Origin of the sequence: Saccharothrix sp. ST-888 (assembly GCF_000955975.1) — a bacterium.
GTDB lineage: Bacteria > Actinomycetota > Actinomycetes > Streptomycetales > Streptomycetaceae > Kitasatospora.
In genome coordinates this window covers 22146-40656 of the sequence record NZ_JYJF01000013.1, presented here as the reverse complement: position 1 = coordinate 40656, position 18511 = coordinate 22146, and the positions used below count along the sequence as shown (strand labels likewise).

Below are 18511 nucleotides of genomic sequence, written 5' to 3'. Positions count from 1 at the left end.
CCATGGCGCTCGACGAACTGAAGGCGGCCCTGCCCGAGTACGCCAAGGACCTCAAGCTCAACCTGAGCGCGGTCATCGGCAACTCCGAGCTCCCCGCCCAGCAGCTCTGGGGCACCGTGCTGGCCTGCGCGATGGCCACCCGCAGCCCCGCGGTCCTGCGTGAGCTGGAGCCCGAGGCCAAGGCGAACCTGACCCCGGAGGCGTACACCGCCGCCAAGGGCGCCGCCGCCATCATGGGCATGAACAACGTCTACTACCGGACGCTGCACCTGCTCTCCAACGACGAGTACGCCACCATGCGTGCCGGTCTGCGGATGAACATCATCGGCACCCCGGGCGTGGAGAAGATCGACTTCGAGCTGTGGTGCTTCGCGGTCTCCGCGATCAACGGCTGCGGCCAGTGCCTCGACTCGCACGAGCAGGTCCTCCGCAAGGCGGGCGTGGACGCCACGACCGTCCAGGCGTCGATGAAGATCGCCGCCGTCGTCCAGGCCGTTGCCGCGACCCTCGACTCCGAGGCCGTCCTGGCTGCGCTCTGACGCACACGACACGGAGAGGGGCCCTGCCGGACACACCGTCCGGCAGGGCCCCTCTCTGGTTTTCGGCCCGCTCCGCCGCTCGGCGGCTTCCGTTCTCCGGGGCCGCTCAGGACTCGGGGCTCAGGACTCGGAGTTCGGGGCCGCGACGCGGGCGGCCTCGAGCGCCTCGAAGACCTGCTGGCCGGCCGCGTTGCGCTGGCGCAGGTGGGCCACCACGGTGTTGGTCACCGCGATGAGCGGGACGGCCACGATCGCGCCGCCGATCCCCCCGACGATCGTGCCCGCTGCCACGCCCAGGACCACGCCCAGCGGATGCACCCGCACCGCACGGCCGAGGATCAGCGGCTGAAGCAGGTGCCCCTCGATCTGCTGCACCGCGACCAGCACCACAAGCACCATCAGCGCCGTGAACGGCCCCTGCGTGACCAGTGCGATCAGCACCGCGACGGTGCCGGTGACCAGCGCCCCGACCAGCGGCACGAAGGCCCCGAGGAAGATGATCACCGCCAGCGGGAGCGCCAGCGGGACACCCAGCAGCTGGATGCCGACACCGATGCAGAGCGCGTCGATGAAGGCCACGCACACCGTGCCGCGCACGTACGCGGTGAGGGTGGCCCACGCCTTCGGGCCCGCGCCCGCCATCGCGTACCGGGAGTGACGGGGCAGGCCGCGCAGCAGCCAGCTCCAGATCCTGGCACCGTCGTAGAGCAGGAAGAAGGTCGTGAAGGCCGCCAGCACGACGCCCGTGAGCACCTCGACCGCTATCGCCACACCGGTGAATCCGGCCGAGGTGATCTGCTCCGAGTTGGTGCCGATCGCGGTGGAGATCTGCTTGGCGAAGTCGTTGATCTGCTGCTGGGTCAGGTGCAGCGGCCCGGTGACCAGCCACTCGCGCAGCTGGTTGACACCGGCCTGGACCTTGCCGGTGACCGAGTTGAGGTTGGTGGACACCTGCCAGATCACGAACCAGCCGACCAGCCCGATCCCCGCCAGACCGCTGAGGAAGGTGACCGCCGCCGCCAGCGAGCGCGGCACACCGTGCCGCCGCAGCCAGGAGACGGTCGGCTCCAGCAGTGCGGAGATCAGCAGCGCCGCCAGCACCGCGAAGGCGACCAGCCGCAGCATGTCCACCACCCGGAAGACCAGGTAGAGCGCCGCCGCGAGCAGCAGCAGCCGCCAGGTGGACTCGGCGGCCACCCGCAGCGCCCACGGCACGGCCTCGACCGGGCTCGCCGGACGGCCGGGAGCACTGCCGGGTTCGCGCCCGTACGGCGCGGGTGCCCGCTCCGCCCCGGGACGCCGCGCGGCGACGTCCGGCTGCGCGGCGCGCGGCGCCGGTACGTGGTCGATGGGCACGATGTCGATCGGCACGATGTCGTCGCCGGGGTCCATCGACTGTTCCTCCGCCGCGCGGGCGGCTCGTCGCCGTTCGGCCAGCACCGCCACCAGTCGCGAGGCCAGGGCTCCCGCCCCCGACACCGCCAGCACCGTTCTTGCGCCCCGCGCCACCTTTGACACCACCGCTCCCCGATCGGCCCCTACTGCGCCGTGGGTCGTCCCAGTCACGGCTGTCGGGGACGACGCTACCCGTCCGACGGACTCGGATTCGCCCAGGATGAGAGGTGTGCGCGGGGAGTTTCCCATGTCACAGGGGAAGAAAATGTCCCAATACCGGACAATTCACTGGTTTCGGACCCCGGCTCGGCGGGGAAGGGTCGGGTGCAAAGGGCCCACTGCAGAGCCAACTGTCGGCGGACCGGCCGGTGCCGGGGCTAACCAGGACCCTCCCCGGCGCCCCGCGTCCGCACCTGGACCGCACCGCCCACCCGCGCCATGGTCAGCGCAGCGCTGGGCGGGGCGGCCCGCCTGTGTACAGGCACCTACCGACAGTGGGCAGTCAGCCGGCCGGGGCGGACCGCGGAGACGCCGAGAGGCCCCCGACGCAGGTCGGGGGCCTCTAGGGAAGCTGCTTCGCTCCTAGTACCAGCTGTGGCTCTGCCAGAAGGACCAGGCACCGCACGGCGAGCCGTAGCGCTCGTTCATGTAGTTCAGGCCCCACTTGATCTGCGTCGCGGGGTTGGTCCGCCAGTCCGAACCGGCCGAGGCCATCTTCGAACCCGGCAGCGCCTGGACCAGACCGTAGGCTCCGGAGCTCGCATTGGTCGCCTGGTAGTCCCAGCCACTCTCGTTGTTGACGATGTGGCTGAAGCACTGGAACTGACCGGAGTCGCCCACGATCGAGGCGGCCAGCGCCTGGACCGAACCGGGGCTGGCGCTGACCGCGGCCATCTCGGTCCGCGCCTTGGCGCGGTTCGCGGCCTCCTCGTCGGCCTTCCGCTTCTCCTCGGCGGCCTTGGCCGCCTTCTCCGCGTCGGCCTTGGCCTGCGCGTCGGCGGCGGCCTTCTGGCGCGCGGCCTCGTCGGCGGCCTTCTTGGCGGCGGCTTCCTGCGCGGCCTGGTCGGCGGACGCCTGCTGAGCGCCGGCCTGTTGGATGAAGTTGTCGCTGACGGTCTGTGCGTGGGCACCCGTCGGGACGTCGGCGAGCAGGGTGGCACCCGCGACATCCATCGGCTGGGTGTTCTTGCCCTCGCTACCGGAGGCCACGCCGACAACGGCACCTACAGCGGTGACCGCGGTGGCAGAGGCCACAGCGACTCCCCGGACCGAGATCCGAGTCACATGGTTTCCTTCCAGCATCGCCCGCGCGTGACCGTTCGGACGCAACATGCCCCTTGGCGCTGGCCTCCACAGGTGCTGGTCACGGGAGACTCGGGCCCGGCGCCGGGCCGAGACTGAGTCGGACAAGCGAGTGGATCGGGCGGCGCACGGCTCAATCGGTGTTCAGTTGTCCGCCCGCCGACCGGAGTTGCCGGGCGAGTTCTGTGCCGTACGCGGGGCCTGACAGAACCCTCACCATGCCGCACCAGGACGTGTCTACGCAATTCCCGGTTGCGTGGCGGATCTCACAATTCCTGCGAGCAGGGGGTTTGCCGTTACTCGGGAGAAGGGACAGTCAGATGTGGTGACAGCCAAGGAACCTGCCGCTATGCGGCAGGTTCCTTGATGCCTGTTTAGGACGATTTGACCTGATGTGGGGCGCAGTTCAGAGCTGGATGTCCTCCAGCATCTCCGTCACCAGAGCAGCGATCGGGGAGCGCTCGGAGCGGGTGAGGGTGACGTGCGCGAACAGCGGGTGGCCCTTGAGCTTCTCCACCACCGCGACCACGCCGTCGTACCGCCCGACTCTCAGGTTGTCGCGCTGCGCGACGTCATGGGTGAGCACCACCCGCGAGCCCTGACCGATCCGGGACAGCACGGTCAACAGGACGTTCCGCTCCAGGGACTGCGCCTCGTCCACGATCACGAACGCGTCGTGCAGCGACCGGCCCCTGATGTGGGTCAACGGCAGCACCTCCAGCATCCCCCGGGCGATCACCTCCTCGATCACGTCCGGGGTGGTGACCGCGGACATGGTGTCGAAGACCGCCTGGGCCCACGGGCCCATCTTCTCGGCCTCGCTCCCCGGCAGGTAGCCCAACTCCTGCCCGCCGACCGCGTAGAGCGGGCGGAACACCATCACCTTGCGGTGCTGCTGCCGCTCCAGCACCGCCTCCAGACCCGCGCAGAGCGCCAGCGCGGACTTACCGGTACCCGCGCGACCCCCCATCGAGATGATGCCGACCTCGGGGTCCAGCAGCAGTTCCAGCGCCACCCGCTGCTCGGCGCTGCGGCCCCGCAGCCCGAACGCCTCCCGGTCCCCCCGGACCAGTCGGACCCGGCCGTCGTGCGTCACCCGGCCGAGCGCGCGGCCGCGCTCCGAGGTGAGCACCAGGCCGGTGTGCACGGGCAGTTCGTCGGCGCCGTCGATCTCCACCGAGACGTCGTGGCCGGCCCCGAACAGGGCGTCCACCTGGTCACCGGACACCTGCAGCTCGGCCATCCCGGTCCAGCCCGAGGTGATCGCCAGCTCCGCGCGGTACTCCTCGGCCAGCAGGCCGACCGAACTGGCCTTGATCCGCAGCGGCAGATCCTTGGAGACCACGGTGACGTCGTAGCCCTCGGCCTGCAGATTGCGGGCGACCGCCAGGATCCGGGTGTCCGCCTCGCCTCCGCCCGAGCGGTACCCGGCCGGCAGCACGGAGGGGTCGGAGTGGTTGAGCTCGACCCTGATGGTGCCGCCGAGCTCGCCCACCGGGATCGGCTCGTCGAGCCGGCCGTAGCGGATCCGGTAGTCGTCCAGCAGGCGCAGCGCCTGGCGGGCGAAGTAGCCCAGCTCCGGGTGGTGCCGCTTGGCCTCCAGTTCGGTGACCACCACCACCGGGAGGACGACCTCGTGCTCGTCGAAGCGCGTCATGGCGAGCGGGTCGGCCAGGAGCACGCTGGTGTCGAGAACGTACGTGCGCCGGTCTGGTGTCCGGCGGCTCTTGGTACTGACCACTAGGCCTCCCGAGCGGATGACCCAGCGTCACCCGCGGCAAGCCGGTCCCCGCGACCCCGGTGGCCGGGGTACCGGTCTGACTGGGGTATTCCCAGGCGAACCGTGGTGCATACCCGCCGCACGCAGTTGACGGATCATTGTCGACGAACGTTTACCGGGACGCCTTCCGGGCAGACGATCTGAACACGCTTCAGCCACGCACCGGCCCGGCCGGCCGTAGGGTCGAGCCCCTGAAGTTCCTTCGGGCGAGCGCCCGTCAGAGGCCGCCCGTCAGAGGCCCAGGCGGCGGTTGCGCAGCTGGAAGTCGCGCAGGGCCCGGAGGAAGTCCACCTTGCGGAAGGCCGGCCAGTACGCCTCGCAGAAGTAGAACTCGCTGTGGGCGCTCTGCCAGAGCAGGAAGCCCGAGAGGCGCTGTTCACCGGAGGTCCGGATGATCAGGTCGGGGTCGGGCTGGCCGGTGGTGTAGAGGTGCTCGGCGATGTGCTCGACGGTGAGGATTTCGGCCAATTCCTCGATCGAGGTGCCCCGGCCGGCGTGCTCCTGGAGCAGCGAGCGCACCGCGTCGGCGATCTCGTGCCGTCCGCCGTAGCCGACGGCGACGTTGACCGTGACGCCCTGGACGTGCGCGGTGGCCTGGGCGGCCTGCTTGAGGACGTCGGCCGTGTGCTCGGGCAGCAGGTCGAGCGCGCCGACCGGGTTCACCCGCCAACGGCGGGACTCGGCCAGCCCACGGACCGCGTCCTCGATGATCCCGAGCAGCGGAACCAGTTCCTCGGCCGGCCGGGAGAGGTTGTCGGTGGAGAGCATCCAGAGCGTGACGACCTGGACGTGCGTCTCGTCGCACCAGCCCAGGAACTCGCTGATCTTGTCCGCACCGCGCTGGTGACCGTAGACGGTGCTACCGCCGGTCGCCTTCGCCCAGCGGCGGTTGCCGTCCAGGATGACCCCGATGTGGTGCGGGGTGTTGTCGAGGTGCACCTCGACCCGGCGGCCGTAGAGCCGGTAGGCGTTGTCCAGCAGGGTGCGCAGACCCGGCGTGCTCTCGACCACATCGCGCAGACCCATGACGTTCGGCCCCTCCGTACTCAGTCCCCCGGATGCGACTGAAAACCCCTGGCGCAGCCTACTCCCGCACGGTACGTGAAGGTAAAAGCCGCAGGTACCGAAGGTGTCACAAGCGTGTACGAATGCATCTGACCGGGTGTGGATCCGATGCGGTCACCGGTGCGGCCGCAGGCCCGGCCGGCCCGGACACGGAACGGTCACCGCTTCCTTAAATAAGCCGTAAGACGGCCTCCGGATGCTTGACGCTTGCCATTGGTCTAGTCCAGCTTGTGGAGCGAGGGCAGCGGACACCGGCGCGCACCGGCCGGCCGGCCGCCCCCGACAGCTCCACTGCGGTCCACCCTCCCCCACACGGAGCCGCCCCGCCCCCACCGCGGCGGCTCCCCCTCCTCCCCCACGGAGTGCCTCCATGGCCCGTACGCTGCAGCCGCCGTCCCACCGGCGCCGCCGAAGCACCGTCCCCACGGCCCTCGCGGCCGGCACCACCGCCCTCGCACTGGCCGGCACCGGCCTCGCCCTGTTCGCGGGCGGCGCCAGCGCGGCGGTCGGCAACCTCCTCGCCAACGGCGGCTTCGAGACCGGCGGCCTCTCCGGCTGGAGCTGCACCGGCACGGCGAGTGCGGTCTCCTCCCCCGTGCACTCCGGCGGGTACGCCCTCCAGGCCACCCCTGGCAGCTCGGACACCGCCAACTGCCAGCAGACCGTCAGCGTGCTGCCCAACACCAGCTACACGCTGAGCGGTTGGGTCCAGGGCCCGTACGTCTACCTGGGCGCGAGCGGCACCGGTGGCACGGACCCGTCCAGCTGGTCCAGCCAGAGCGGCTGGAACCAGCTCAGCAGCACCTTCACCACCGGTGCCGACACCAGCACCGTCACGGTGTACGTGCACGGCTGGTACGGCCAGGGCGCCTACGGCGCGGACGACATCACGCTGACCGGCCCGGGGGGCACCTCCTCGCCGACGCCGAGCTCGTCGCCCAGCACGTCCCCCTCGACCTCCCCGTCCAGCTCGCCGTCCTCCTCCCCGTCCAGCTCGCCGAGCAGCAGCCCCAGCTCGTCCCCGAGCTCCTCGCCGACCGGGCCCACCACCCCGCCGAGCAGCGGCCTCCCGGCCCACGCCCTGACCGGCTACTGGCAGAACTTCGACAACGGCGCCACCGTGCAGCGACTGCGCGACGTGCAGAGCGCGTACGACATCATCGCGGTCTCCTTCGCCGACGCGACCGGCACGCCCGGCGCGATCAGCTTCACCCTGGACCCGGCCCTGGCCGGCAAGCTGGGCGGCTACACCGACGCGGACTTCAAGGCCGACATCGCCGCGAAGCACGCGGCGGGCAAGCGGGTCGTGCTCTCGGTCGGCGGGCAGAACGGCACCATCGCGGTGAACAACACCGCCTCCGCCGACAACTTCGCCAACAGCGCGTACGCCCTGATCCGGCAGTACGGCTTCGACGGGGTGGACATCGACCTGGAGAACGGTGTCGACCCGGTCTACCTGGCTCAGTCGCTGCACACCCTGCAGAGCAAGGTGGGCCCGGGCTTCGTGCTGACCATGGCGCCGGAGACCATCGGGATGTACAGCACCACGGGCGCGTACTTCCAACTGGCGCTGAACACCAAGGACATCCTGACCGTCGTCAACACCCAGTTCTACAACTCCGGTGGCATGAACGGCTGTGACGGCAAGGTCTACAACCAGGGCACCGTGGACTTCATCACCAGCCAGGTCTGCACCCACATCCAGGGCGGCCTGCGTCCGGACCAGGTCGGCATCGGTGTCCCGGCGTCCAGCAGGGCGGCGGGCGGCGGCTACGTCAACTCCACCGTGGTGAACAACGCGTTGGACTGCCTGGCCAAGGGCACCAACTGCGGCAGCTTCGTCCCGCCGGCCAAGTGGCCGACCATCCGGGGTGCGATGACCTGGTCGACCAACTGGGACGCGGCGAACGGCAACGACTTCTCCACCAACGTGGGTGCCCACCTCCACGCGATGCCGTAACTCCCGCGCCGTGCGGCAGCTCCCCACCGTGCCGCAACTCCCCCTGGAACGCCGCCCTTCGAGGGTGGGACGGCGCTCCGGACCAGGCCCGCCGTACCGACCGGGTACGGCGGGCCTGCCGGCTCACCGGGGCCGGGACGTGGCGGCCGCCTGGCCCGTGGCGCTCAGCAGGGAGACCGCGCGGTCGAAGGCCGAGTCCCGGTGGTGGCTGAACTCCTCGGGGGTGAAGACCGGTTCCGGGTACTGCGGCGGGATGCCCGGCCCGTCGAACGTCCCACCGGAGCGGGTGCGGAACTCCTCGTCGGGCAGGCCGATCTGCCAGCCGTTGGGGAGGCTCCGCTCCAGGACGTCCGAGAAGACGCCCTGGGTGGACTCGCCGATCCGCGCCGTGCCGCCCGGCCGGTCGATCAGCGCCTGGGTGAACGTCTCCCCCGCGCTGACCGTGGACCCGCTGGTCAGAACCGCGACCGGGCCGGTGTAGCGGGCGCCTCGGGCGGGCTGGACGACGATCGGCTGCGGGCGGGTGAAGCCGCTCGAGTCCGCCGGGTCGTTGCGCACCGTCTTGCTGTACGCGAGGTAGGAGCGGTCGGTCAGGCGCGAGGCGATCTGCAGACCGAGACTGTCGGACCCGCCCCCGTTGATCCGCAGATCGATGATCAGACCGCTCAGCCGGGCGGTGCGCTCGGGGGTCAGGATCTCGTCCAGTGCCCGCTGGAGCTCGGCGCTGTTGGCCGCGTAGCTGTCGTGCGGATCGTCCGTGTAGCCGCCGAAGCCGGAGATCCGCAGATAGCCCTGGCCGTTCGGCAGGTCGGCGTAGCCGATCCGGTTCCCGGCGTAGTACTGCAGTGGCCGGCCGCCGAGATCGCACTCCTCGACGTAGCCGCGGACCCGGGCGTCCAGCTCCGGGCTGGGCACCGCCGTGCCGGGGCGGCCCTGGGCGAAGAAGCCCGTGTCACCGGCGTCGACGGAGACATGGGCGTCGTACAGCGGCCGGACCATCTCGCTGAGGACGGCGAACAGCTGCGCGTCGGTGCTCCCGGCGTTGATCCGGGGACGGTACCGCTCCCTGACGGCGTGCCAGTCGATGCCCTTGGCGGCGAAGAAGGGGTAGTTCTCCTCGAAGGTCTGCCAGAAGACGTCGAAGGACGCCACCGGGCCGGTGGGCCCCGGACGGCTGCAGTCGGCGGGCAGGGCCGGGATCCGGCGCAGCATGCGGTCGCCGGGCGAACCGCCGATGTGCAGGGCGGCCTCCCGGGTGCCCCGGGGGCGCAGGGTGAGAACCGTCGCGTCGGGGGCGGCGAAGGTGACCGATCCGGCAGCGGTGCCGGAGCGCCCGGCGCCGTCGCCCTTCAGACAGCTGACCGAGGTGGTCTGGTAGGTCTGCAAGTGGTCGCCGGCGACCGTGAGCACGGTGCCGTAGCCGTCCATCCGCCAGACGCCGTCGGCCCACCGGGAGGCTGCGGCGGCGCCCGGGACGGCGGCGGCCGCGGGCTGTGCGGGCAGGATCGATCCGCCCGCGATCACGAGCAGTGCGGCCGCCGTGGCGGCCCTGGCCGAAGAGTTCCTGAGCAGCACGGTGGTGCCCTCCCCGTGGGTGATCCGACGTCCGGTGACGTCCGGTGACCATGCTCCCTGCGGCCGCCGCGGTCCGGCGATAGTGCTGGCTCCCCAGTTCCGGTGGTGCCAGCACCCCTTTCGAGGCTGAACCGCAGCCCCCCCGGGGGCCCGGGAGCTGTGCGGCCGAGCTCCGACACGGGCTTCCTCACCGGGCTCGCGGCCGCTACGCGGCGAGGACCGCCAGGAGGGCGCCGAGCAGCATGCAGGGACCGAACGGCAGCGAGTCGCCGCCCTTCATCCGCCGGGTCAGCAACTGCGCGCCACCCCACAGCGCGGCGAGCACGAAGCCGTACCAGAATCCGGCCAGGACGGTGCTCCAGCCGTACCAGCCGAGCACCGCGCCCAGGGTCGGCGCCAGTTTGGCATCACCGAAGCCCATCGGGGCCAGCAGTGCGAGCGCCCCGTAGCAGGCGCCGAGGGCCGCCGCGGCGTACAGGCAGCGCAGCAGGACCGCGCCCTGAGGCTCGGTCAGCAGCAGCAGGACGGCGGTGCCGAGGGCGAGCGGCAGGGTGAGGACGTCCGGCAGGCGGTGGACGGCCGCGTCCACGAAGGCGAGCACCACGCCGAAGAGTCCGACCCAGGCCAGCGGCAGCAGCTGCGGCCACCGCGCGGCCGCGCCGATCACCGCGCCCACCCCGGCCGCGACCAGCGCGACCGGGAGAACGCCGGGACCGCCCGGTGCGCCGCGGGCACGCCACGGCTCGCCGTGGGGCACCGCGTAGCGCGCCGCCGCCGCGCGCAGCAGCGGCGCCGCGAGCAGCCCGGCAGCGGCGCCCGCCACCGCCCCGACCGGCACTCCGACCGACTCCCCGACCACAGCTGCCCCCCTCCGCCCGACTGGGCGAGCGTACGACCCGTACCATCTGCGGAGCCAGCGACCAGTGATGGCGAATCACCTTGCAACGGGGAGCAACAGATGGAGCCATTGGACGTCACCGACCCGGAGGCGGTCGGACCGTACCGCCTGTTGGCGCGGCTCGGTGCCGGCGGGATGGGCCGGGTCTACCTGGCCCGTTCGGCGGGTGGCCGGACGGTAGCGGTCAAGGTCGTCCGGCCGGAGTTGGCGGAGGATCAGGAGTTCCGCAGCCGGTTCGCCCGCGAGGTCGAGGCCGCACGGGCGGTGGACGGCGCGTACACCGCGCCGGTGGTGGACGCCGACCAGGACGGGCCGGTGCCCTGGCTGGCCACCGCCTATGTGCTCGGTCCTTCGCTGACCGATGCCGTGCTCGCGCACGGGCCGCTGCCCGAGGACTCGGTACGGGCGCTCGGCGCGGGCCTGGCGCAGGCGCTGGCGGCCGTGCACCGGGCCGGTCTGGTGCACCGCGACCTCAAGCCGTCCAATGTGCTGCTGGCCGCCGACGGCCCTCGGCTGATCGACTTCGGGATCGCCCGCGCGATGGAGGGCGACAACCTCACCCGGACCGGGATCGTGGTCGGCTCGCCCGGCTACATGAGCCCCGAGCAGGCTTCCGGCCTGCCGATCGGACCGGCCGGTGACGTCTTCTCGCTCGGCTCGGTGCTGGTGTACGCGGCCACCGGGGAGGGCCCGTTCGAATCCGCCTCGGGGCCGGCCGCGCAGCTGTACAAGGTGGTGCACGACCAGCCCGGGCTGGACGCGCTGCCCGCCGCGCTGCGGCCCGTCGTGGCCGCCTGCCTGGCCAAGGACCCGGCGCGGCGGCCGAGTCCGGAGGAGCTCACCGAGCTGCTCGCGCCGGAGGGCACGGCGGCGGTGCTGCGGGACGGCTGGCTGCCCGCACCGGTCACCGGGGCGCTGGCGCAGCACGCCGCGAAGGTGATGGACATGGAGACCCCGGCGCGCGGCAGCGCCGTCGCCCCGTCCGGCGGCTACTCGCCGACCGGCGCGGACCACGCCGCCGTCCCGGGCACCATGCAGCTCGGCCGTGGAACGGGCCCGCAGGGCCCGCAGTCCGTGCACGCCGCGCCGACCTCCTATTCCTTGCAGGCTCCGCAGACCGTGCCGAGCGGCCAGCCGGCACCTGCCGCCAAGCCGTCCAGGCGGGCCTTCCTGTTCGGCGGCGGGGCCCTCGCGGTCGCCGCCGTCGGCGGCGGCGCGGTCTGGGCGCTGACCCCCCGCCAGAACCACTACCCCCCGGCACCCACTCCGACCGGTACGGCACCGCAGCCGGCGCCGAAGCAGTCCCGCCCGGCCGGTGTGCCGCCGCAGCCGCTGTGGACCTACGACGCCCAGGGCCACCTGACCTCGCTGCCCCCGCTGGTGATCGGCGGGGTGCTCTGCCCGCAGGGCGAGAGCCTGGTGGCGCTGGACACGGTGACCGGCAAGCAGAAGTGGGCCAGGCGGGACGTCCCCGCCATCAGGCTGCTGACGACCAAGGGCCTGGTCTTCGCCCAGGCCGACACGCAGCTCATCGGCTTCACCGCCGACAGCGGGGTGCCGCGCTGGCAGTTCGCCGGGAAGGACCCGAAGGGCGACTCGCTCACCCCCGACGGTCTGCTGGGCGCGGACGACCACGCCGTCTACATGCTGGCCAACCTGTCACCCGCAGGTGTCATGTTCGGGTCCATGACCTCCGGTGTGGCCGCGATCTCGCTCGACAACCAGCAGGAGATCTGGTTCCAGGAGCGGAAGAAGGACGCCTCCGTCTTCGTGGCCGGCCTGGCCGCCGCCGGCAACGTCTACTACACCGACAGCAGCAACAACCTGGTCGCCCGCAACGGCAAGGACGGCACCCAGATCTGGTACGCCGACACCGGCTCCCCGGCCGCCTTCCCGGCCTCCGCCGACGACACCCAGGCGTACTGCCTGACCGAGCGGACCGGCCTGCAGGCCGTCCGGCTCTCCGACGGCAAGCAGCAGTGGAAGATCACCGTGCCCGCGGACGAGAAGCGGATGTTCACCCCGCCCTTCGCGGCCAAGGGCGTGGTGTACGGCAGCGACGGCACCCCCTCGGTCTGCGGCTGGGACGCCGCCACCGGAAAGGAGCTGTGGCGCTGCGCGCTGCCCAAGAACGTCTCGGCGCTGACGGCGCCGGTGCTGGTCAAGGACACCCTGTTCGTGCCCGGTTCGTTCGGGGCGGGCGTGTTCGCGGTCGACGTCAAGAGCGCGAGCCTGCGCTGGACCTTCTCCGTCCAGGGCGGCTCGGCGGACGACTGGTACCTGAGCACGGACGGCGAGCGGCTGTTCGCGCAGTTCGGCCCGCACATCTACGCGCTGCCGCCGGAGTAGGGCTCAGCCGGTCTTGAGCACCGGGCTGTGTCCCAGACCACGGGGTGATCGGCGGGGCGGCGCCGTAAAGTACTCAGACATGCAGGTCATCCAGTCCAGCAAGCTCGCCAATGTCTGTTACGACATCCGCGGCCCGGTGCTCGACGAGGCGATGCGACTGGAGGACCAGGGGCATCGCATCCTCAAGCTGAACACCGGGAACCCCGCCCTGTTCGGCTTCGAGGCGCCCCCCGAGATCCTCCAGGACATCCTGCGGAACCTCGCCGGTGCGCACGGCTACGGGGATTCCAAGGGCCTGCTCTCCGCGCGCCGCGCCGTGGTCATGCAGTACGAGGAGCGCGGCCTGCACGGCCTCTCGGTCGAGGACGTCTTCCTGGGCAACGGCGTCTCCGAGCTGATCCAGCTCGCCATGACGGCGCTGCTGGACGACGGCGACGAGGTGCTCGTCCCGGCGCCCGACTACCCGCTGTGGACGGCCTCGGTCAGCCTGGCCGGCGGCACCGCCGTGCACTACCGCTGCGACGAGCAGTCGGAGTGGTACCCCGACCTCGCGGACATCGAGGCCAAGGTCACCGACCGGACCAGGGCACTGGTGGTGATCAACCCCAACAACCCGACCGGCGCGGTCTATCCGCGCGAGATCCTGGAGGGCCTGGCCGAGATCGCCCGCCGCCACCGGCTGGTGATCTACGCGGACGAGATCTACGACAAGATCCTCTACGACGACGCGGAGCACATCCCGCTGGCCACCCTGGCGCCGGACCTGTTCTGCGTCACCTTCAACGGCATGTCCAAGTCGTACCGGGTCGCTGGCTTCCGCTCCGGCTGGATGGTGCTCTCCGGCGACCGGGCCCGGGCCCGGAGCTACATCGAGGGCCTCAACGTCCTTGCCTCGATGCGGCTCTGCGCCAACATGCCGGCGCAGCACGCGGTGGCGGCGGCGCTCGGCGGACGGCAGTCGATCAGGGACCTGGTGCTGCCCGGCGGGCGGCTGCTGGAGTCCCGGGACGCGGCGTACCGGCTGCTGAACGAGATCCCCGGCGTCAGCTGCGTGAAGCCCAAGGGCGCGCTGTACGCGTTCCCGCGGCTCGACCCGCAGGTGTACAAGATCAAGGACGACCAGCAGATGGTGCTCGACCTGCTGCGGGCGCAGCGGATCCTGATCGTCCAGGGCTCCGGCTTCAACTGGCCCGAGCCCGACCACTTCCGGCTGGTCACCCTCCCGCGCCCGGAGGAGATCACGGACGCGGTCACCCGGATCGGTGACTTCCTCTCGGGGTACGCGCAGCCGTAGTTGCCCGAGAGGGCTGCGAACGACCGACGGCCGGAGCCCGCGGCCCGGACGGTCTCCGCCTGACCGGGGAGGCCGCCCGGCCGGGGCTCCGGCCGTCGGTTCTGTCGTCGAGTACCGCCGCCCCTGGTGAGGGTAGGAGCGGCGGCGTCTCGGATCCCGGGCCCGTCAGCCCAGGCGCTTCACCAGCGCGCGGTACTCGTCCCACAGCTCGGTCGGCGTGTGGTCGCCGAAGAGCTCCAGGTGGGCCGGGACCAGCGCCGCCTCCTGCCGCCAGATCTCCGCGTCGACCGAGAACAGCAGGTCGAGGTCGTCCTTCGGGATCTCCACGCCGTCGAGGTCGAAGCCCTCGACGGTGGGCAGCACGCCGATCGGGGTCTCGACGCCCTCGCCGGTGCCCTCCAGGCGCTCGACGATCCACTTGAGCACGCGGCTGTTCTCGCCGTAGCCGGGCCAGACGAACTTGCCCGCGCTGTTCTTGCGGAACCAGTTCACGTAGTAGATCTTCGGCAGCTTGGCGGCGTCGGCCTGCCGGCCGATCTTCAGCCAGTGGGCGAAGTAGTCGCCCATGTTGTAGCCGCAGAACGGCAGCATCGCGAAGGGGTCGCGGCGCAGCTCGCCGACGGTGCCCTCGGCGGCGGCGGTCTTCTCGGAGGCGATGTTCGCGCCCAGGAAGACGCCGTGCTGCCAGTCGAAGGACTCGGTCACCAGCGGGACCGCGGTGGCGCGGCGGCCGCCGAACAGGATGGCCGAGATCGGCACACCCGCCGGGTCCTCCCACTCGGGGGCGATGGTCGGGCACTGCGCGGCCGGGACGGCGAACCGGGCGTTCGGGTGGGCGGCCGGGGTGCCGGACCCGGGGGTCCAGTCGTTGCCGCGCCAGTCCGTGAGGTGGGCCGGCGGCTCGTCGGTGAGGCCCTCCCACCAGACGTCACCGTCGTCGGTCAGCGCGACGTTGGTGAAGACGGTGTTGCCCCAGAGGGTCTCGATCGCGTTGGCGTTGGTGTCCAGGCCGGTGCCGGGGGCGACGCCGAAGAAGCCGGCCTCCGGGTTGATCGCGTAGAGGCGGCCGTCGGCGCCGAAGCGCATCCAGGCGATGTCGTCGCCGATGGTCTCGACCTTCCAGCCCGGGATGGTGGGCTGGAGCATGGCGAGGTTGGTCTTGCCGCAGGCGCTCGGGAAGGCGGCGGCGACGTACTTGGCCTCGCCGCCGGTGCCGTCCGCGCCGACCGGCGGGGTGAGCTTGAGGATGAGCATGTGCTCGGCCAGCCAGCCCTCGTCGCGGGCCATGGTGGAGGCGATCCGCAGCGCGTAGCACTTCTTGCCGAGCAGGGCGTTGCCGCCGTAGCCGGAGCCGAAGGACCAGATCTCGCGGGTCTCCGGGAAGTGCGAGATGTACTTGGTGGTGTTGCACGGCCACGGCACGTCCGCCTGGCCCTCGGCCAGCGGGGCACCGACGGTGTGGACGGCCTTGACGAAGTCGCCGTCCTCGCCGAGCTGGTCGATCACGGCCTGGCCCATGCGGGTCATCACGCGCATCGACACGGCGACGTAGGCGGAGTCGGTGATCTCGACGCCGTACGCGGCCAGCGGCGAGCCGACCGGGCCCATCGAGAACGGCACGACGTACATCGTGCGGCCCTTCATCGCACCGCGGAACAGACCCGTCTCACCGGCGAAGATCTCCCGCATCTCGGCGGGGGCCTTCCAGTTGTTGGTCGGGCCGGCGTCCTTCTCCTCCTCGGAGCAGATGTACGTCCGGTCCTCGACCCGGGCGACGTCCGAGGGGTCGGAGGCAGCGTAGTAGGAGTTGGGGCGCTTCTCGGCGTCGAGCTTCTTGAAGGTGCCCTGGGCGACGAGCAGGTCGGCGAGGCGCTGGTACTCCTCGTCCGAGCCGTCACACCACTCGATGCGGTCCGGCTGGGTCAGCTCCGCGATCTCGCTCACCCAGGCGAGCAGGCGCTTGTGGCGGGTGGGCGCGGTTGCGAGAGCAGAGTTCTCGTACGACACGATCGCTCCGTTTCACGCCAACTCGGACAGGAGATGGCGTTGCGGGGGTTTGAGGGTGGTTACACCGTAGCCCCGACGCACCACCCCGAACACGGCACCTTGGCGCTTTTGACGGAAGTTTTGCGCCATTGTGTCGAACTGGAGGCCGCCCCCAGGGCTCCTGCGGCCCGATCGCGACCCTTCGATACCGGGCCCGAACACTCCAGAACGTCCAAAAGTGAGTAGGGCCACTTCCTACTTATTGGTAACCTACGGTTCCGTAAGTAGCATGTTGGCCATGACTGCCGACCAGAGCACGGCCTCCGCAGCCCTCCTTGACCCGGTCAAGCCGAAGTGGCGGGGCTGGTTGCACGCCGGGATGTTCCCGGCCTCGCTCGCCGCCGGGATCGTGCTCATCTGCCTCGCCGGGTCGACGGCGGCGAAGGTCGCCTGCGCGGTCTACTCGGTGAGTGCCTGGCTGCTCTTCGGCGTCAGCGCCGTCTACCACCGCTTCAGCTGGGGCCCGCGCGGCGAGGCCGTGCTGCGCAGGCTCGACCACGCCAACATCTTCCTGATCATCGCGGGCAGCTACACGCCGTTCACGATCCTGCTGCTGCACGGCGGGCGACGGCAGGTCCTGCTCTGGCTGGTCTGGGGCGGCGCGCTCGCCGGGATCGCCTTCCGGGTGTTCTGGGTCGGCGCCCCGCGCTGGCTCTACACCCCGTGCTACCTCGCGCTCGGGTGGGCGGCGGTCTTCTTCCTGCCGGACTTCCTGCGGACCGGCGGCGCCGCCGTCCTCACCCTGCTCATCGTCGGCGGCGTCCTCTACACCCTGGGCGGCGTGGTCTACGGGCTCAAGCGGCCCGACCCCTCACCCCGCTGGTTCGGGTTCCACGAGGTGTTCCACGCCTTCACGCTGGGCGCGTTCATCGTGCAGTACGTCGGCGTCTCGCTGGTCGCCTACAGCGCGGCCGGCTGACACCCGCACACCCGAGCTCAGCGGTGGTCGAGCCGGGCGCGGGCCCGGCGGCAGCGCTCGCAGTGGGCCGCGTTCGCGCCGTGGACGGCCGGCCCGGTCAGCGCCCGGCTGCGGAACCGGCGCCCCACCCATCCCATGAACACCAGCGTCTCGGCGGCGGCGACCGCCCAGACCATCCGCTCCCCGCCGAGCAGATAGCCGGCGACCACCGCCAGCGCTGCCGACACCCCCGCCACAGCCCCCCAGAGCTGTCCATACCTGATCGCCATCGGCGCCCCTTCAGCCGCATGACCGCATGACACAACGTCTCCACCCACGGTGACATGCGCTCCTGCCCGCCGGGGCGAACGGGGGATCAACGTTGCATCAATTCCGCGTGCAGACTTCCCGGGGCGCGCACGCCCTCCGGGGCGCGAGGCCCGCCGTCGGGGGCGTGCGGGCGCTCGGAGGAGCGGGCAGCCGCGCCCCCGCCGAACAGGAGCGGCCCGGAGGTCCGAGACCTCCGGGCCGCTCCGCCGTCCGCCGAATTCAGCCCCGGAACCGGCGGCGGGCCGCCAGGCCCGCCCCCGCCAGTGCGGTGACCCCGAGCGCGGAGCCCGCCACCAGCAGCGGCACGCCCGCCCCCTGCCCCGCCGGTCCGGTGTTCCCCTCGGGTTCGGCGCCGAGCCGGTAGCCGCCGCCTTCGCCCGCCCGGTCGTACGCGGAGCCCGGCAGCTTGTCGGCGTAGCGCCGGTGCACCAGCGTGCGGTACTCGGCCAGGCTGACCCCGGCCGCGCCGACCGAGCGGCGCGCCTCGTCGTCCAGCGGCAGCACCCGGCCGCCGCGCAGCACGTACCAGGCGTTCACCTGCGGCTCGCGGAAGGCGGTGCCGCCGCCGTCCGCCGCCGCCTTGGCCGGGTAGTCGGTCTCGTCACCGCCGGAGGCGATGTTCACCACCCGCCAGCCGGAGCCCTGCCGCACCGTCCAGACGGAGGCGGACTGGCCGTCCCTGGCGACCACCTTGCTGGCCACGAAGTCCGGCCTGGCGGCCGGCGCGCCGGCCGTCCCCTGCACGAAGGCCGCGTCCAGGGTGTAGACGGGGACGGTCGCGCCGCTCAGCCGCGGGGCCGCCTGGGCGGCTGCCTGCGCCTCGTCGGCCGCGGTGATGCCGAGCGGCTGGTTCGGCGGGACGCCCTTGCGGGCGAAGAAGTGGCTCAACTGGTCCTGTACGGCCGGGGCTTGGACCGCGCTGCGGGCGGCCGCCAGGTCGGACTGGGCCACCGGCTGCGGGGCGCCGGCGCTGTCCGCCGCCGAGGCGAGCGGTGCGGCGGCCAGGCCGAGGGCGGCGGCGAGGACGGTGGTGGCGGCGACGCGGCGGAGGTTCCTGCGGATCTCGGTCATGGTCGTCTC

At 71.8% G+C, this 18511-nt stretch carries 14 protein-coding genes; 5 read left to right on the top strand and 9 right to left on the bottom strand.

All coding sequences use genetic code 11. The annotated features are described in order from the left end of the window. Positions 1-2: 2 nt before the first annotated feature. Positions 3-539: an alkyl hydroperoxide reductase gene (locus UK12_RS07765; protein ID WP_045301056.1), complete on the top strand. Its 537-nt coding sequence runs from the start codon at positions 3-5 to the stop codon at positions 537-539. 120 nt (positions 540-659) lie between these two features. On the opposite strand, the gene UK12_RS07760 is transcribed toward UK12_RS07765, so the two are convergent. The 4 genes from UK12_RS07760 to UK12_RS07745 all read right to left on the bottom strand — a co-directional run bounded on the left by UK12_RS07760 (position 660) and on the right by UK12_RS07745 (position 6042). Continuing rightward, the gene (locus UK12_RS07760; RefSeq protein WP_269431996.1) at positions 660-2057 is read right to left on the bottom strand and encodes an AI-2E family transporter; all 1398 of its coding nucleotides are present in this window, start codon (positions 2055-2057) and stop codon (positions 660-662) included. Positions 2058-2516: 459 nt separating this feature from the next. Then, positions 2517-3188: a transglycosylase SLT domain-containing protein gene (locus tag UK12_RS07755; RefSeq protein WP_231591083.1), complete on the bottom strand. Its 672-nt coding sequence runs from the start codon at positions 3186-3188 to the stop codon at positions 2517-2519. Positions 3189-3642: 454 nt separating this feature from the next. Continuing rightward, entirely contained in the window at positions 3643-4893 is a 1251-nt protein-coding gene (locus UK12_RS07750; RefSeq protein ID WP_231591090.1) for a PhoH family protein, read from the bottom strand. 354 nt (positions 4894-5247) lie between these two features. Further along, positions 5248-6042, bottom strand: a complete 795-nt coding sequence (locus UK12_RS07745) for an isoprenyl transferase (protein ID WP_045301048.1) — start codon at positions 6040-6042, stop codon at positions 5248-5250. A gap of 409 nt (positions 6043-6451) precedes the next feature. Between UK12_RS07745 and UK12_RS07740 the strand changes: the two genes are divergently transcribed. After that, complete coding sequence (locus UK12_RS07740; RefSeq protein ID WP_045301046.1) at positions 6452-8041, top strand: chitinase; 1590 nt, start codon at positions 6452-6454, stop codon at positions 8039-8041. Between the two features lie 123 nt (positions 8042-8164). Here the strand turns inward: UK12_RS07740 and UK12_RS07735 are convergent, their stop codons facing one another. Together UK12_RS07735 and UK12_RS07730 are read right to left on the bottom strand one after the other, a co-directional pair. Then, positions 8165-9616 carry a S41 family peptidase gene (locus UK12_RS07735; RefSeq protein ID WP_197084643.1) on the bottom strand — a complete coding sequence of 484 codons (1452 nt, stop codon included), beginning with the start codon at positions 9614-9616 and terminating at the stop codon, positions 8165-8167. Positions 9617-9821: 205 nt separating this feature from the next. Continuing rightward, the gene (locus UK12_RS07730) at positions 9822-10475 is read right to left on the bottom strand and encodes a prepilin peptidase (protein WP_052681704.1); all 654 of its coding nucleotides are present in this window, start codon (positions 10473-10475) and stop codon (positions 9822-9824) included. Positions 10476-10574: 99 nt separating this feature from the next. Here UK12_RS07730 and UK12_RS07725 point away from each other — a divergent pair, with 99 nt between their 5' ends. Both UK12_RS07725 and UK12_RS07720 read left to right on the top strand, forming a co-directional pair. Continuing rightward, on the top strand, positions 10575-12863 hold the full coding sequence (locus tag UK12_RS07725; protein WP_045301045.1) for a protein kinase domain-containing protein: 2289 nt from the start codon (positions 10575-10577) through the stop codon (positions 12861-12863). 79 nt (positions 12864-12942) lie between these two features. Continuing rightward, complete coding sequence (locus tag UK12_RS07720) at positions 12943-14157, top strand: pyridoxal phosphate-dependent aminotransferase (RefSeq protein WP_045301043.1); 1215 nt, start codon at positions 12943-12945, stop codon at positions 14155-14157. A gap of 165 nt (positions 14158-14322) precedes the next feature. On the opposite strand, the gene UK12_RS07715 is transcribed toward UK12_RS07720, so the two are convergent. Then, on the bottom strand, positions 14323-16167 hold the full coding sequence (locus UK12_RS07715; RefSeq protein ID WP_197084648.1) for a phosphoenolpyruvate carboxykinase (GTP): 1845 nt from the start codon (positions 16165-16167) through the stop codon (positions 14323-14325). A 274-nt stretch (positions 16168-16441) separates the two neighbouring features. On the opposite strand from UK12_RS07715, the gene trhA reads away from it, so the two are divergent. Then, positions 16442-17122: a PAQR family membrane homeostasis protein TrhA gene (trhA, locus tag UK12_RS07710; RefSeq protein ID WP_045301130.1), complete on the top strand. Its 681-nt coding sequence runs from the start codon at positions 16442-16444 to the stop codon at positions 17120-17122. 17 nt (positions 17123-17139) lie between these two features. On the opposite strand, the gene UK12_RS07705 is transcribed toward trhA, so the two are convergent. Next, the gene (locus tag UK12_RS07705) at positions 17140-17391 is read right to left on the bottom strand and encodes a hypothetical protein (RefSeq protein ID WP_156178596.1); all 252 of its coding nucleotides are present in this window, start codon (positions 17389-17391) and stop codon (positions 17140-17142) included. Positions 17392-17650: 259 nt separating this feature from the next. Continuing rightward, positions 17651-18502: a hypothetical protein gene (locus tag UK12_RS07700; protein ID WP_045301038.1), complete on the bottom strand. Its 852-nt coding sequence runs from the start codon at positions 18500-18502 to the stop codon at positions 17651-17653. Positions 18503-18511 lie beyond the last annotated feature (9 nt).

What these genes read in the sequence shown, in the direction of transcription:
- UK12_RS07740 (WP_045301046.1), top strand. Translation starts at nt 6,452, where the DNA reads ATGGCCCGTACGCTGCAGCCGCCGTCCCACCGGCGCCGCCGAAGCACC.
- UK12_RS07765 (WP_045301056.1), top strand. Translation starts at nt 3, where the DNA reads ATGGCGCTCGACGAACTGAAGGCGGCCCTGCCCGAGTACGCCAAGGAC.
- UK12_RS07725 (WP_045301045.1), top strand. Translation starts at nt 10,575, where the DNA reads ATGGAGCCATTGGACGTCACCGACCCGGAGGCGGTCGGACCGTACCGC.
- UK12_RS07705 (WP_156178596.1), bottom strand. Translation starts at nt 17,391, where the DNA reads ATGGCGATCAGGTATGGACAGCTCTGGGGGGCTGTGGCGGGGGTGTCG.
- UK12_RS07700 (WP_045301038.1), bottom strand. Translation starts at nt 18,502, where the DNA reads ATGACCGAGATCCGCAGGAACCTCCGCCGCGTCGCCGCCACCACCGTC.
- UK12_RS07720 (WP_045301043.1), top strand. Translation starts at nt 12,943, where the DNA reads ATGCAGGTCATCCAGTCCAGCAAGCTCGCCAATGTCTGTTACGACATC.
- trhA (WP_045301130.1), top strand. Translation starts at nt 16,442, where the DNA reads ATGACTGCCGACCAGAGCACGGCCTCCGCAGCCCTCCTTGACCCGGTC.
- UK12_RS07750 (WP_231591090.1), bottom strand. Translation starts at nt 4,893, where the DNA reads ATGACGCGCTTCGACGAGCACGAGGTCGTCCTCCCGGTGGTGGTGGTC.
- UK12_RS07745 (WP_045301048.1), bottom strand. Translation starts at nt 6,042, where the DNA reads ATGGGTCTGCGCGATGTGGTCGAGAGCACGCCGGGTCTGCGCACCCTG.